Genomic DNA, 15,111 nt, shown 5'->3' with positions numbered 1-15,111 from the left:
CCTATTTAAAATTATCTGAAAATACCTCTTTTGCTGTTTTTCAATTAAGAACAGGCCTTAATTTATCATTTATAACATTAACTACTCAATTTATTTTTTGTTGACTAACATTATTAAAATCAGTTCCCTTAGGAAATCATTGTCTAAGTTCAGAATTCATATATTCAATTAATGGTTTTTGTTGTGGTTTACCGGGGTCACAAAAATAAACTTGTGTTTCAGCAAATATTTCTAATTCTCTTCATTTACTAAATTCTTTTCCTCTATCAGTTATTATTCCTTTAATTTTCCCAAATAAATTATTACTTATAACAATATCTTTAAACTTTTCCACAACTTCATTAGCGGTATGATTTTTTAATTTCATAACAAAATAACTTTTACTATTTTGTTCAACTAAAACCAAATTACTAGATTGATGCTCTTTTCCAACTATGGTATCCATTTCAAATCAACCAACATCAGTCTCTTTATTCTCAATATCTCATATTGATTTAAAATTAATTAATTTACCACGATTATCAAATTTTCCTTTTGTTTTATATTTTTTACCACGATGACGTAAATTCTGTTTTAAAAAACCATAAAAACCCAAACGAATTCATTTATACAATGTTTTAACACAAACAGGAAATTTAATACCAAACTTTAGAAAATAACGATGAATAAGTTGTGATGGAGAATCACGATAAACATTAAATCTTATATTAATAAAATTTAATTGTTCTTCTGTAAACTTATATCTTTTATTATTCTTTTTTCTTTTCTCATAATACATTTTATCTGACTTATAAGCACTATATTCATCAATAGTTTTAAAACGCTTAATTTCTCGCAAAATAGTACTACGATTTCTGTTCAAACATTTAGCAATTTGTGAAATATTTATTTCACCATTCTTTTTTAAAAATAATTTTGATAATAATAATTTTTCCAATTTAACCTTATCAATAAAACTTAAATGACTATACATAACATTTATATACCTTTCATTAATTTATAAATTTAATATTAAAATTATTTAATACATTATTGATATATGATAAAATCAATTATAGCATTCAAGTAATTTTAATAAAGGAGAAGTAAAATATGAAAAAGTTACTAAGTATTTTAGGAGTAATCGGATTAACAGCAACAAGTACAACAACATTAATTAGTTGTGAAAAACCAAATAATAATGAAAACGGGGGGTAATAAACCTACACCAGAACCACAACAACTACCAGAAAATAGCAAATGAACTAATATTCCTAGAACACAGGCGCCTAATAAAAAATTTTTAACTGCTACTAATAAATGATATTTTTATATAAATAAATATGAAAATAATTATATAACGACAAAATTTTATTTTGATAATAATTTTATTAATAATCAAAACACTTGATGACAACACTTAAAAAATGATTCAGATTTTATTTGAAACTATAATTTAGTATATCGTTGAAATAAAAACAATGAACCACAAATACCAGAAATTAATAAAGACACAGGACTAATAATTGATTGAAAAGAATAAAAGGACTAACAAGTCCTTTTTTAAATTAATCGAACAAACTTCATAAAGATAATTAATAGGAATATATTTGTTATTGTATTATATAATGCTGGACTAAATTTTCATACCTCAAATGTTTGACTAAAAAAACTATATATTGTTTGAAATATTTTACCAACACCGCTTGCTAATTCGTTTACTTGTTTAACACCGGGAATATTATTTACAATTCAAATTGCAGCATTTTTTATATGACACGCTAAATTATATCAACTACAACTTTCATATTGGGCTTGTCATCATTGTCCATCAGGAAACAACCCGCCATTATTTATTTCTTGTCAGTTATAAATTCCAAAATTAAAATCATAATAACGGTACATATCATTTTCTTTTTGGGCTTGTAATTCAAAAACATTATAACCGATTTTTTGTTCTTCAATTTTTTTGTATTTTAAACCGTATTTATCTTTTAAAGCACCTTAAAAAATATAACCTTCATTTTGATTAATATTATAATTATTTGCAACTGAAAAATCATAATTAAATACATTACCATAATTAGTATTATAAAAACGATTTTTAAATGCTGAATACAATTTAATGTCTAATTGATTGTATTTATCAGAAAAATAAAAATAACGAGGATAAATTTTAAAACCATTATTTGCTAATAAACCATATTTTTTATTATATCCTTGTACATAAGTATCATTTTCTAAATCAAAAATGGTACGTAAATAATCTTTATAAAAATTTTGGGAAACCGTAAACATACTATTTAATAGTTTTTCAAATTGATTTTTATTAGTATTAGTTTCATCAATTAAAACATCTCTAAAATTAATCAATTTTAAACCAAAAAAATTAATTAAAACAGTATCATACTGTAAATTATCAATATAACCACTTTCAATAAAATTACTGCGATTTTGAAATACGGGTACCAAAGCATGGGTAAAAAAGGCTTTTAAAAATTTATTAATATCAATTTGACCTTTCATCTGTTCAAAAACCATTTTACCAATATTAGGAGAATTACCTTGATAATAATTATAAGTTTCAGCACTAAAATTAAAAGTATCTTCTTTTTCTTTTATGAAAGAAAATAAAAAACCTAAATCATCAGTATACCAATAACTATTTGCATTATTACCATCCCAATATTGTTTAAAATGTGTTAATTCTAAACTACCAGCAATAATATTTTTATTTTCATCAATTGTTAAAATCATCCGATAAATTGATTTTCTAGTTAAAATAACATCAGGTTTTCAATCTAATTTTTCCATATTATTAATAATTTCAAAATCAAAAATTATTCTTTCACTACCCAAATTTGGGTCATCATAGTTTGGATTACCACCTTGCTGAATTCGGATATTTTCTTGTACAATAACATCAATATATTTAAGCAAAAAAGAACGAACATTTTGATAATATTCAGTATATCATTTTAATTTGCCATCATTATCAACAACGGGTAATTCTGGTTCACCGTTTCCATCTCAACGATATACTAAATTATAGTTTCAAATAAAATCTGAATCATTTTTTAAGTGTTGTCATCAAGTGTTTTGATTATTAATAAAATTATTATCAAAATAAAATTTTGTCGTTATATAATTATTTTCATATTTATTTATATAAAAATATCATTTATTAGTAGCAGTTAAAAATTCTTTATTAGGCGCCTGTGTTCTAGGAATTTGTATTCAAAACTCATTAATCATTTTAACTAATTGTAAATTATCAATACCTCTTTCTAATTTATTAATAACTTCCACAGTATTAAAATACTTAGCAAAAGAATAAGAAAAATTAGTTAATTCTTTTAAAAATTGTTTTTTATCAACATCATAGAATTTATCAATATTATATTGTTTAGCATAAGTATCTCAATTTTTATATAAATCCATAAACTCATCACTAGGCTTATCAAATGAAATTCCCGTTGAATAACTATCCTTTAAAAAGTCTAAATATCATTTATCATTATAAGTTAATGTTTGTGATGTTTTTAGAGTTGGATTAATAAAGTAATTTGTTTCAGACCAGTTTTCAAAAAAACTACTGCGTAAAAACATTGTATTAATAAAATCAGTTTCATTCATTCCCATTGTTTGTTAATTAACAGTATAATTCTGCTGATTTAAGGGTTTAAATGCTGTTAAAGTAATAAATGGAATAATTAAACCTAAAATACCTAAAATAGATATGGCAAATAAAGATAATGATTTTTTCATATTTATAATTCAACCCCTAACTATACAATGTTTTTGAAACAATAAACCCAACAATATATAAACTTGATATTGTTAACATTAATGGATGACTAAACAAAATTGCCATTTTACCAAACAAAGAAAGTAAAAAAGTATCTGAGTTATATAAATCCATAATGATATTTTTTGCTAATGTTAATTGATTTATAATCACCGTAATAAAACTAGTACCAAAAATAGCAATTGCAGCAACTAATAAAACTAATCTAATCATTAATCTGTTTCCTTTCACCGACCATTTTTATTAGCCTTATGTGCTTTTTTAACACCACGTACTGTTGAAGCATACAATTTTGATGTATTGTTTTTAACAGTTGAACCTAATTCATTATATTGTGTTCTTGTTCCGTGGATAGCATAAATTGATAACTTAACAACCATAAAAAAGATAATAAAATAAGCAATAGTTGTATTTGTCATTGGTAATTTAGTATTTCAAATTACATCAAAAATAAACAAAAATACATCAAAAATAAAACTAAAAATCTTATCTCAATTATTACTTTCTGATAATAAATTAATCATCTTTATCACTTCCTTTTTCTTTTTTAGGTTTTAAATTTTTTTTTCAAAATATCAATATCAAACAATGCTAAACGCTCTTTAACACTTAATTTAGTAATTTCTGACCAATAATATTCTTTATAATTAACTATTTCATCATTTTTTAAATCACGAACAAACTTTAATCATTGACTATCATATTTCTGTGCAAATTCTAATGGAATAATTATTTTAAAAAACCGAATTCCTAACCCAACATCCGACTTATGTTTTGCTCGTTTACCTTCGGCTGTTCGTTCTACTGATTTTGTTTTTCAAATTTCATAATCTGTAATATCTTGAAAAATACCAATTCGCATAATAAAGAAACGATTAAAAAAATTAAATCCTTTTTTAGCAATAGGTTTTTTCAATGAAATTGGAATAATAATACCACTTGCTAATTGTCGAATATTATTTCAAATCATACCCTCACGCTGAGCAGTAAATAAAGCACGATTACCAAAATGTCTTGCTAATACAATTCACGGAATTTTACCACTATGAACTTTTTTCTCATCGTGGGGACTAGTTCCATCAATATATAAATAACTTTCATCAAATAAAATAACACTATCATCTGGGGGAACTGGTTTTGTTCTATCTGTAAAATCTAAATTTTTAAATGTTAAAACTTTAACTTTATCATCTTCTAACGGATAATTACTATAAATCTTATCTGTTAATAGTTTCATAGTTTGTGATAAATAAGTTAAAAGTAAAGTTTTTCCCGTCCCTAACTTACCAATAATTACTGATAACGGATTATCTCAAACAAAATTAACTAAACGAAAAGCACTCAACTGATAAAATATGTTTTTTCAAACTCATCAGACAAAATAAACACATTGCAAAGCAAACAATAATCAAAATACTAAACCGGTATAATTTAATGAAATTATTCAAAGTAATAAATCAATTAAACTAAACAAAATCATTGAACCACCAATATAACAATAATTTTTTAAGAAAAATATAAATTTTTTCATTACTTAAAATACCCAACTATTTTAAAAACCATTCACAATAAAAACCACGTTAAAAATAAAATCACAATTCAAATACCAATCATAAGAGTTAAATATTCATTTTGAGTTAAATTTCAAGTTGTAATAATTTCAACATTCGTTTTATCTATAAACAAAAATACATAAATAAAAAACTCTTTTAATTTTTCTCAATCATTTTGCATATTTAAAAACTCCACATTTTCTGAATAAGTTTAAAAAACATCCCCAAAAATAAAACGATAAATAATACAAATGATATGACATATAAAAATTCAGGAGCATTTGAACCAATAATATAACTAACAAATTGAACTCAATAATCATATAAACCCATTAATTTAAGTCCTTCAAGTCATTAATTAATTTATCTACTTTTTCATCACTTCAATTTGTTAAATTATTGTTAGTTGTTTTTACTTTTTGAGGTTCACCAGGAAATATTGCTTTTTTCATTTGTGTAAAATAATTTTATTTGTATTGATTATACAAATTGATTAGTTCTGCTCCAGTTAAATATTTTCACACATGACGTTTTAAATTTTCATCATATTTTACAATAGGATAAGAATTATCATAAATCAAACCGATTGCTACTTGTTCTGAGTGTTTTTCACTCGGATAAATAAATTTATTACTCAACCAAAAACCAATATGACGATTATGATTAGGTAAATTTATAAAAATTGCTTTTTCTGTTTCAAAAACTATCAACTCTTTACGAATAAAATAATTTTCTATATTTTGATTTTTCTTAACAAAATTACTCAATTTTATCAACTCCTAACTAAATATTTATTTAATAAACAATGTTATATTTAATGTTTATATATTGTTTACTTATTGATAAAAACACTGATTATTAACAATGTTATACATAATGCTATATATTGTTTATTTAATGTTTAATAAACAATGTTATTAACAATGTTAAATATATAAAATAATAAAAATTGACACACTGAAAAATACTATTTAATTTTTAATAATAGTCTTTAATTTTGTCGAAAACTCTTGATATTTATAAAATATACCTAAAATTAGGTATATTTTTAATATATGGAGGTAAATAAATGATGAAAAAAATAATTACAGAATTAATAAATAGCTTAACAGATGATCAATTTTTAGAATTTTATGAAAAAATAAAACAACAAGCAGACTTAATTAAAAAACAAAAACGTTTAAATGAAATTGATCAAAAATTTAGAGATAAAGGCATTATATGTCCTAATTGCAAATCTTTTCATTGTGTTAAAAATGGTCATAATTCCGAAGGAAAACAAAAATATTTATGTAAAAAATGTCGTGCTAGTTTTGATGCATTTCGTCATCATTTTACTTATTGAAGTCATTTAAATTATGAACAGTGAAATTTATTAATTCAAATTTCATTGTTAGGACAATCTAGTAAAATAATTTCTCGTTTTATTAAAACAACCCCAAAAACCGCTTGATATAATCGACAAAAATTAATGCAATCAAAACAATTAGAAAATACACAGTTAAAATTTAAAAAATTAAATGGTCAAATCCAAATGGATGAAACATTTATTAAAGAAATTCATAAAGGCAATTTTAAAGATAAATTTGATAAACGAAAAACTCATCTCGATCCATTTTCAACTGATACCAAATGCTGTATTCAAATGGCAGTTGATAGCAATAATAATATTTTTGTTCAATCCACCAATACCAAAAGATTACAAAAACAATGGATTATTGAAAATATGAATAAGCAACTAATTAAAGAAAAATCAATAATTATTTCTGATATGCAACCACTATATTTATTAGTAGCAAAACAAACAAATTCTACTCTATATTCCACCAAAACTAGTACAAACCCTGATACTAGTTATCAAAAGTTAAATAAGATTAGTAAATTACAATCCAGTCTTAAAGAAGCCTTAATTCATTATCATGGTTTGGGTTTCACTAATATTCAAAATTATTTAAAGCTCTGAAAATGAAAATACCAACACAAAGGTTTAACACCAAACCAACAATCAACGGTATTATATTTTAACGTTTAAAAAATTTAAAGCAAAATCATAATCTTACACAAAATTAGTTTTCAAATTGTCATATTGATGATTTTTTTTATTTCATCAAGAGTTTTCGACAAAATTAAAGATAATAGTTATTAAAATATAAAATTAATCATTTATAATTAAATTGATATTTTTGCACTACACACCGCCTACAAATTTTAAAAAGAAAGTAGATATATTTATAAAGAATATTATAAAAATTTATATTCCAAAACTACTATTAATATGACCCTTAATAAAAATATTCTTATTTTTATTAAATCCTACTTTAAAACAATTATTTCATTACTAATAATTTCAATAATAACTTATAGACAGTGTGTAATACAAAAATAAACAACAAAATTATTTAATCAACTCACATAAAAGCTAGTGTGCCATAGCTAAGATATATGATCAGTAATAATAAATATTAAAATACTTTAACCATAACACGGAAAAAGTTTAAAATCTTAATGATAACAAAAATACCAAATGGAATTAAAATAATTCACGCATCACCTAAAAAGGTCATTAATTCTGGTAATACAGCATAAATTGCTTCTTTAACTTTCATCATTGCTTGCCCTAAACCACTTCAAATAGAACCCATTCCATCTGAAATAGTAGGTTTATCACCAACTGCTAAAAAATTAATTGCTGTTGTTAAATACATACCTAAAATTATTTTTTATCCTCCTTATTTTCAATTTCTTTTTTATCTTTTTTCTTTCCTCGAATTTGGCGAATTTTTTGATAAATTGATAAACCAATTCAAGCAAAAATACCTAATATAATAACAACACTAAAAATTGTCGTTAATCAAACTGGCATAACTTATTCCTCCTAAAAATCTAATTTTCGCGGCACGCTTCGCGTGTTCGCTACGCTCAAAATAAACTATATTGAATAAATTAGGCGGATAATTTATTCATCTTCTTTTTCATTATTAATTACAATATTATTTAACGTATTAATAACATTATCTTTTCCATACTTAGTTACTAAGGACCGTAAAATAAAATAATGTTTTCTTTCCATTAAAAAAATCAACTCCTTTCAAAGTTGATTTGTTGCACTTCATATTACAGTTTACAAAATAAAATAAAATAAAAAGATAGTTTTTATCTTTCGTTAATATTTAATCTTTTTTAGACATAAACCATGTGGTTTTGCACAATATTTTGTTGTTTGACCAACTGGAGGATGATCCAAAACTTCCTTCAACTGTTCTAAACTAATTCTATCCCAATAACACGCTAAAATGTTTTGTGTTATCATCCGAATTTGATAACGAATAAAACCCTTTGCAATAAAATGTATCTCAATTTTTTTTGCTTTGTTTCTCTTAACATAAATTTTATTAATTTTACGCTGGGTCTTAATTGCTTCGCCTTGTTTTACTCCTGAAAAATAAGCAAAATCGTGGTCACCAACAAACACTTGACTAACTTGCCGTAATTTTTTAAGATCCAATAATTCATCAACTTTTAATTCATAACGGTGATTAGTAAAATCATAACTATGATCATTAATCGTATAAACATATTCTTTTAATTTTGTTGTCCGAACACTAAAGTTATCAGCAACTACTTTATAATCTTTAATATTCATATTAATTGGTAAAATTTTGCTAATTGTTTTAATAAAAAAATCGACATTGCGTGGTTGAAACGGAATCTTAACTAACACTTTTTGATCACAAGCATGAACACCAGCATCAGTCTTACTAGCACCCAATGTTCAAACTGGCTGCTGACAAACACGAAAAAATGCTCTTTCTAATTCGTTTTGAATTGTTCGTGCATTTTTTTGTTTAACTCAACCATTATAATCATAACCATCATATTCAAGGGTTAATAATAACAATGACATTATCATCCTAAAACAAAATCATCAATGTGAGGAATACGAATTTGTAAAAATCCAGTTGGAATTTTCCCAAATGCTCATCCATTTGTTCCTCAATATCAAACTTCATAGAAAGTTTGATATTGACCCATCGTAACTGATTGCGCAATAATAATACTTGCAACCCCAACCCCAAAAATAAACAACAAAATATCTGGGAAATGAATACGATAATGACGATAACGTGTTCTTTTTGCATACGGGTCATAACCACGTGCATCCATTGCATAAGCTAAATCTTCGGCTTTTTGAAAAGCCGATACTAATAATGGAATAATTAAAGCCGTTGTTGATTTAATTTTATCTTTAAAATGACCATTACGAAAATCACCCCCCCGCGAAGCTTGAGCCTTCATAATCCGACCAGCCTCTTCAATTAACGTTGGAATCATTCGTAAGGCAATTGAAATTATTGTTGATAAAATATGAACTGGAAAACGAACTAATTTTAAAGGACTCAATAAATCCTCTAATGCTAATGTTAGATCTAATGGTTGTGTTGTTGCTGTTAAAATGGTTGTAATTAAAATCATTAAATAAATCCGGCAAGCCATATACAGCGCATTAAAAACAGCTTTTTCGGAAAAAGCAAATCAACTTTTCCCGCCCCGAGCGAAAGGACCAGTTGCTGTTGCTTTGCCACCTCAGTGTCAACCAATATAACCATCGGTTACTAAAAAACAGTTAATTAATAGTAAAACAACAAACATAAATAAGATTGGTTTTAATAATGCTACTAGCAATCGTGGTGGTAATTTTGCTAAAAAGAACAACGTAAAAATGGTTACCCCCAGAATAGCATAACCGGTAAAACCAGTCGAAAAAAAGATTGATACCATTAATGATAACAACATAAATAGTTTTACCCGTGGGTCCATCCGATGAACAGCGGAATTGTAGGCAATATAACGTCCAAATGATAAGCGCATCTTTTTACCCCTTTCTTTTTAGGCCTTTACGTTGGATGATTTCTTTTGCTAATTCATCAATATTCCGAATGTCAGCATCTGTTAAATCAAATCCTTTTTCTTTTAATTGATAAATTAAATTATAAATCTTTGGTGGTTCAATTAAAAGTGTTTGTAATAAATCTTTGTTTTTAAAAATTTCAAAAGGTGTTCCAATTTTAATAATTTTCCCATCTTTTAAAGCAACAACTTCATCAGCAATTTCTAAAACATGATCCATATTATGAGTAACTAAAATAATTCGTTTGTTTTGTTCTTGATTAATCCGGTGAAATAACTTAATAAAGTCTTCTTCTCCTTCCGGGTCTAATCCTGCGGTTGGTTCATCTAAAATTAAAGTATTTCCTTCCATTGCTAAAATTCCCGCAATTGCAACCCTTCGTTTTTGTCCTCCTGATAAATCAAATGGTGAACGTTCTAAATAATTTAACGGTAAACCAACCATTGTTAAATATTTCTTAGCATTTTCACGAGCAATTTCTTTACTCTCACCTAAATGAATTGGACCAAACATAATGTCTTTTTCAATTGTTTCTTCAAATAACTGATATTCCGGAAATTGGAATACTAAACCAATTGATTTTCGTAGTTGTTTAATATTTATAATCCGCTTTTGCTTTGCCTTAATAATGAAACCATTTGCATCAACAACTCCTGTTGTTGGAATTAATAATCCATTAATATGTTGAATCAAAGTTGATTTTCCACTCCCCGTGGAACCAATAATAGCAGTAATTTTCCCTGGTTTAATAACTAAATTAATATCTTGCAATGACTTATATTCATACGGTGTTTTTGGTGCATAAACATAAGAGACATCGGTAAATGTAATATCAGTGTTTTGTAAGGCCTCAACTTTAGTTTTCTTTTTTACTTTTGACATAGTTCATCCACCAACTCTCTAAGATCCAGCGTATTTTTAACATTCAACCCATTTAAACGTAAGCTATCAATTACTCGCGAAACAAACGGCACGTCTAAATGAATTGATTTTAAAAATTCTTCATCATACAAAATTTCGTGTGGTTTTCCACATTTAACCATTTGACCCTTGTTCATAACAATAACTTTATCCGCATTTAAGATTTCATCCATATCATGCGTGATTGAAATAATTGTTTTTTCGCGCGATTCTTTTAAATCAACCATAATTTGTTTAATTTCTTTACGTCCTTTGGGGTCTAACATACTTGTTGCCTCATCAAAAATAATGATATCAGGTTGTAATGCTAACGCCGAAGCAATCGCAACACGTTGTTTTTGTCCTCCTGATAGCATTAATGGTTCGTGGTCAAGAAAATTACTAATTCCTACTTTTGCAGCGGCTTTGTCAATAATTGCTTGCATATCTTTTTGTGGTACTTGGCGATTTTCTAATCCAAAAGCAATATCATCACGAACAGTTGAACCAATAAATTGGTTATCTGGATTTTGAAAGACAATTCCTAAAAATTTACGAATTCCAGTTAGTGTTAATGAATGAACTTCATTCCCAAAAACTTCAATTCTTCCTTTTTGGGGGCGTAAAACACCAATAATAATTTTGCTAATTGTTGATTTTCCACTCCCATTATGACCAATAATTGTTACATATTCACCATGTTTAATTTCAAAACTAACTCCATCAACGGCATTAGGATGATTTTCACGGTAGCGAAATTCAACATCAGTTAATTTTAATGAAACATCATTTAGTTTCTCTAATTTTGAATTTGGTTTTTTTGTTTTTTTTGCCATTTCTTCTCATCCTTAATGTTAATTACATAATAGTTTAATTATATCTTAATATTTTTAAATATTAATTGAAATTTTTTCTTTCCAATTTCATATTTAATTATATATAAATATTATAAATACACAATAAAAAATTTATTTTTCAACAAGCCACTTATCATTGACCACCACTACTAAAATCATTATCATCTAAGTCAATGCTTTGAATATAAACATCACGTGGTTTAGCCCCCTTTTGTGGCCCAATAACTCCGTTGTCCTCTAAAGCATCAATTAACCGACTTGCCCGATTATAACCAATTGAAAATTTACGTTGAATTAACGATGTTGATGCTTTTTGATTTAAAATTACAAAACGCTTAATTTCATTATACATTGGGTCAATATCTTCACCTTCATTCCCACCACCAACTTCATTCGAATTCTCAATATTAATAAATTCTTCATCAAAATCAGGTTCTTGTTGCGCATGACAAAAATCAACTAATCGTTGAATTTCGTCATCGGAAATAAATGCTCCTTGCGCACGGGTTGGAATATTTTGACCAGCTGGGGCATATAACATATCACCATAACCAATTAATTTTTCAGCACCACCTTGATCTAAAATTGTGCGTGAATCAATCGAAGAAGCAACAGAAAAGGAAACTCGTGATGGAATATTTGTTTTAATAACCCCCGTAATAACGTCAGTTGAAGGACGTTGGGTTGCAATTACCATATGAATTCCTGCTGCTCGCGCCAATTGAGTAATTCGCATAATTGAATCTTCAATATCTTTTCCCGCTGTCATCATCAAATCTGCTAACTCATCAATTACAACAACAATGTATGGTAAGCGTTCTTTTGGGGAAACTTTATTATTAAATGTTTCAATGTTTCTAACTCCACGTTCTGATAACATACTATAACGGCGTTCCATTTCTTCAATAACTTTTTTTAAAGCAGCATTTGCAAATTTTGTATCAGAAATCACTTGTGCTAATAAATGCGGTAAATTATTATAAACTGCTAACTCAACTTGTTTTGGATCAATTAGCAATAATTTAACTTCTGATGGTTTTGTTCGTAATAATAACGATGATAAAATCGTATTAATACATACTGATTTTCCACTTCCCGTTGACCCGGCAACTAGTAAATGGGGCATTTTATCTAATTCAACAAAAATAATTTCACCATTAACACTACGCCCAATTCCAACTAACAACTTCTTATTTTGTTTTTCTAAGGGTACTCGTTCCATAATTTCACGTAAGGTTACTTTGCTACTAATTTCATTTGCTATCTCAATTCCAACCGCTGACTTACCTTGAATTGGTGCTTCAATTCGAACATTTTGGGTTGCTAAAGCATATTTTAGATCATTTTCTAAATTCATAATTTTATTAACTTTCACACCAGGTTGCATTTGAACTTCAAATTTTGTAATTGTTGGTCCAATATTAACACCTTGAACACTAGCGGCAATATTAAATTGATGAAAGACCTCATTAATTTTAACCGCTTTCTTTTGCGCAGAAATTTTATTACGTTCATTATTTCGCCGATTATCTTCTTTTGGATTTAATAATCCTAAATTTGGTAATTTATAATGTGGATTATTAAAACTACTACGACGCGGTGCAGCTTGGCTAAGTTTTTTATTAACTTCAATTGTTTTTGGCTTTGAAGCACGGCGTTGTTGCGGTGGCATATTAAAATTATTCCCACTCATTAAGGGCGGTTCATATGAAGGATAATATTCTGTTTGATAAGGGTCAGGTTCATTAAAAATTGGTTGATTACTTTGACGATGATAAATCCCATCATCATTAAGCACATTTGAATCAAATTGATCATAGTCTTGTGGTTCTGCAGCATTAAAATCATCAACCTGAACATGATCATCATAAAATGATGTTTGTTTAACCTTGGTTGGATTAAGATTACGATTAATTTTCCCAAATGGCGTAATATTTGTCTCTGAATTCAGTTTATCACGAGCAGCATCAATATTAACATCTTTGCCATAAGCGGAACTATATACTGGTAAGTCATCAATATTCTTATTAAGATAATTATTATTTTGACGATTACGTGGTTGAATATATTGGTCTGGTGTTGGCGAAACTTTTGGTGTTCGTTGCGGTGGCGTTGGATTATAATCATTAAATTTATCAGCAGGCATTCTCGATTGCATTGTTTCTTGTTCATCAAAACGAACATAATTTTGTTTCCCTTTTTTCTTCCCAACAAAATCATCCGCAATTAAATCATCAATTAACCGTTTATCATGTAAAGCGGTATAAGACGGCATTTGAATAGTAATATCTGATGCTTCCGTTGTATGCATTACTTGGCGAGCTGAAAATAATTCCTCATCAGGAATATTAAATGATTGATAAATATTTTGTTTTTGGCGGCGATTAGCTGATAATCTTAACACACGCAACCCCTGTTGTTGGCGTTGTGCTTTTGGTAAAAACAGTCCTCAAACTGTTCCGGTTGTTACTCAACTTCCTCATAATAAAAAAGTTAATAAACAAAAAATTAGTGAACCAAAAATTGTGGTATAACTAAAAATTACCGCCAGGAAATTTCCAATAATTCCGCCACCAGCATATAAGGTAATTCAAGCTCCATTAAATCCAATAAAAGTAATCGGATGACTTGGATTAGCATTAAAAATTGAAGCATCCTGTCAATGTGCTAAATAATTATTAATAACATCTAAAAAAACGGTTTTATTAAAAAAGGCAATTTGACCATTAGCATATTGATAAATTAGTAAAAAACTACTTACTAATCAACAAGATAAAATAACAAAGCTAATAATCATTCAGCATACCCGACTCTTTAATTTAATCCGTACACCGATAAAAATTGTAACTCCAAGCACTAAGCATACTAAATATAGTAAATACTTAAATCAACCAAAAGCAAATGTAAATAAAACATCATCTAAAAATTGCCCAATTAAAGTAATTCGGCCCACCGCAAGAATCGTAAAAAAAGTAACTAACAACGCACCGATTACTCACCCGATTGAATCATTACGACGTTGCTTTTTTTCGACTTTTAAGATTGCAGTGTTCTCATTATGATCATTTAAAAGGTGATCATCATAAGATTTCTTTTTCATGGTGC

At 27.0% G+C, this 15,111-nt stretch carries 13 protein-coding genes and 4 pseudogenes; 3 read left to right on the top strand and 14 right to left on the bottom strand.

The window, feature by feature from the left end:
• Nucleotide 1: 1 nt before the first annotated feature.
• Nucleotides 2-973, bottom strand: coding sequence for an IS30 family transposase (locus AACK91_RS06400; protein ID WP_338965299.1), 972 nt, complete (start codon nucleotides 971-973; stop codon nucleotides 2-4).
• Between the two features lie 119 nt (nucleotides 974-1,092).
• Between AACK91_RS06400 and AACK91_RS06395 the strand changes: the two genes are divergently transcribed.
• Both AACK91_RS06395 and AACK91_RS06390 read left to right on the top strand, forming a co-directional pair.
• On the top strand, nucleotides 1,093-1,197 hold the full coding sequence (locus tag AACK91_RS06395) for a lipoprotein (protein ID WP_338964379.1): 105 nt from the start codon (nucleotides 1,093-1,095) through the stop codon (nucleotides 1,195-1,197).
• Nucleotides 1,181-1,522, top strand: a complete 342-nt coding sequence (locus AACK91_RS06390; protein ID WP_338965297.1) for a hypothetical protein — start codon at nucleotides 1,181-1,183, stop codon at nucleotides 1,520-1,522. The genes AACK91_RS06395 and AACK91_RS06390 overlap by 17 nt, the downstream gene beginning before the upstream one ends.
• A gap of 20 nt (nucleotides 1,523-1,542) precedes the next feature.
• Here AACK91_RS06390 and AACK91_RS06385 read toward each other — a convergent pair.
• The 6 genes and pseudogenes from AACK91_RS06385 to AACK91_RS06360 form a co-directional block, all read right to left on the bottom strand.
• Nucleotides 1,543-3,747 (bottom strand): annotated as a pseudogene (locus AACK91_RS06385) (spiroplasma phage ORF1-like family protein).
• 16 nt (nucleotides 3,748-3,763) lie between these two features.
• Nucleotides 3,764-4,000, bottom strand: a complete 237-nt coding sequence (locus tag AACK91_RS06380; RefSeq protein ID WP_338965294.1) for a hypothetical protein — start codon at nucleotides 3,998-4,000, stop codon at nucleotides 3,764-3,766.
• A 50-nt stretch (nucleotides 4,001-4,050) separates the two neighbouring features.
• Nucleotides 4,051-4,311: pseudogene (locus AACK91_RS06375) on the bottom strand (hypothetical protein); the annotation flags it as partial.
• Nucleotides 4,304-5,318: pseudogene (locus AACK91_RS06370) on the bottom strand (hypothetical protein). The pseudogenes AACK91_RS06370 and AACK91_RS06375, both read right to left, overlap by 8 nt.
• Nucleotides 5,318-5,521, bottom strand: coding sequence for a DUF2649 family protein (locus tag AACK91_RS06365; protein ID WP_338963585.1), 204 nt, complete (start codon nucleotides 5,519-5,521; stop codon nucleotides 5,318-5,320). The pseudogene AACK91_RS06370 and the gene AACK91_RS06365 overlap by 1 nt, the downstream one beginning before the upstream one ends.
• Before the next feature lie 151 nt (nucleotides 5,522-5,672).
• Nucleotides 5,673-6,107, bottom strand: a pseudogene (locus AACK91_RS06360) (DUF3627 domain-containing protein).
• A 302-nt stretch (nucleotides 6,108-6,409) separates the two neighbouring features.
• Here AACK91_RS06360 and AACK91_RS06355 point away from each other — a divergent pair.
• Nucleotides 6,410-7,372: an IS1/IS1595 family N-terminal zinc-binding domain-containing protein gene (locus AACK91_RS06355; protein ID WP_338963247.1), complete on the top strand. Its 963-nt coding sequence runs from the start codon at nucleotides 6,410-6,412 to the stop codon at nucleotides 7,370-7,372.
• Between the two features lie 430 nt (nucleotides 7,373-7,802).
• On the opposite strand, the gene AACK91_RS06350 is transcribed toward AACK91_RS06355, so the two are convergent.
• From AACK91_RS06350 to AACK91_RS06320, 7 genes are all read right to left on the bottom strand, one after another.
• Nucleotides 7,803-8,054 (bottom strand): hypothetical protein, encoded by a 252-nt coding sequence (locus AACK91_RS06350; RefSeq protein WP_338966586.1) that lies wholly within the window; start codon nucleotides 8,052-8,054, stop codon nucleotides 7,803-7,805.
• Nucleotides 8,054-8,203, bottom strand: a complete 150-nt coding sequence (locus AACK91_RS06345) for a hypothetical protein (protein WP_004027793.1) — start codon at nucleotides 8,201-8,203, stop codon at nucleotides 8,054-8,056. Before AACK91_RS06345 ends, AACK91_RS06350 begins: the two co-directional genes overlap by 1 nt.
• A gap of 300 nt (nucleotides 8,204-8,503) precedes the next feature.
• Nucleotides 8,504-9,244: a tRNA pseudouridine synthase A gene (locus AACK91_RS06340; protein ID WP_338965288.1), complete on the bottom strand. Its 741-nt coding sequence runs from the start codon at nucleotides 9,242-9,244 to the stop codon at nucleotides 8,504-8,506.
• A complete protein-coding gene (locus AACK91_RS06335) occupies nucleotides 9,244-10,209 on the bottom strand; it encodes an energy-coupling factor transporter transmembrane component T (protein WP_338965285.1) in 966 nt (321 codons plus the stop codon). Before AACK91_RS06335 ends, AACK91_RS06340 begins: the two co-directional genes overlap by 1 nt.
• A gap of 4 nt (nucleotides 10,210-10,213) precedes the next feature.
• Nucleotides 10,214-11,131: an energy-coupling factor transporter ATPase gene (locus AACK91_RS06330; RefSeq protein ID WP_338965282.1), complete on the bottom strand. Its 918-nt coding sequence runs from the start codon at nucleotides 11,129-11,131 to the stop codon at nucleotides 10,214-10,216.
• The gene (locus AACK91_RS06325) at nucleotides 11,119-11,985 is read right to left on the bottom strand and encodes an energy-coupling factor transporter ATPase (protein WP_338965279.1); all 867 of its coding nucleotides are present in this window, start codon (nucleotides 11,983-11,985) and stop codon (nucleotides 11,119-11,121) included. The genes AACK91_RS06330 and AACK91_RS06325 overlap by 13 nt, the downstream gene beginning before the upstream one ends.
• Before the next feature lie 151 nt (nucleotides 11,986-12,136).
• Complete coding sequence (locus AACK91_RS06320) at nucleotides 12,137-15,106, bottom strand: DNA translocase FtsK (RefSeq protein WP_338965276.1); 2,970 nt, start codon at nucleotides 15,104-15,106, stop codon at nucleotides 12,137-12,139.
• Nucleotides 15,107-15,111: the final 5 nt, after the last annotated feature.

Origin of the sequence: Spiroplasma endosymbiont of Sarcophaga carnaria (assembly GCF_964019595.1) — a bacterium.
Lineage (GTDB): Bacteria > Bacillota_I > Bacilli_A > Mycoplasmatales > Mycoplasmataceae > Spiroplasma > Spiroplasma poulsonii.
The sequence above is the reverse complement of the archived record's forward strand: the minus strand, read 5'-3'. Positions and strand labels throughout refer to the sequence as shown.